Source organism: Bacillus cereus group sp. N21, assembly GCF_016483395.1.
Lineage (GTDB): Bacteria > Bacillota > Bacilli > Bacillales > Bacillaceae_G > Bacillus_A > Bacillus_A pseudomycoides.
The window spans coordinates 1-202 of sequence record NZ_JAEHBX010000477.1 but is presented as its reverse complement, the minus strand read 5'-3'; the positions used below and the strand labels follow the sequence as shown (position 1 = coordinate 202).

The following is a 202-nucleotide window of genomic DNA, read 5'->3' as shown; positions in this document are numbered from 1 at the left end:
ATCGGCGCTAGAGAGCTTAACTTCCGTGTTCGGTATGGGAACGGGTGTGACCTCTCTGCCATCATTACCAGACTTATTTCATTTGAGACAATCATTATTATACTTGATTCATTTAAAATGTCAACAAGTTTTTTTATGTTCTCTCAAAACTAGATAACATTTGCTTCATATTATATGGTTAAGTCCTCGATCTATTAGTATT

Annotated in this window: 1 rRNA gene; it reads right to left on the bottom strand. The window is 34.7% G+C overall.

The annotated features are described in order from the left end of the window. Window positions 1–72: ribosomal RNA gene (rrf, locus tag JDS96_RS31705) — 5S ribosomal RNA — on the bottom strand; the annotation flags it as partial. Window positions 73–202: the final 130 nt, after the last annotated feature.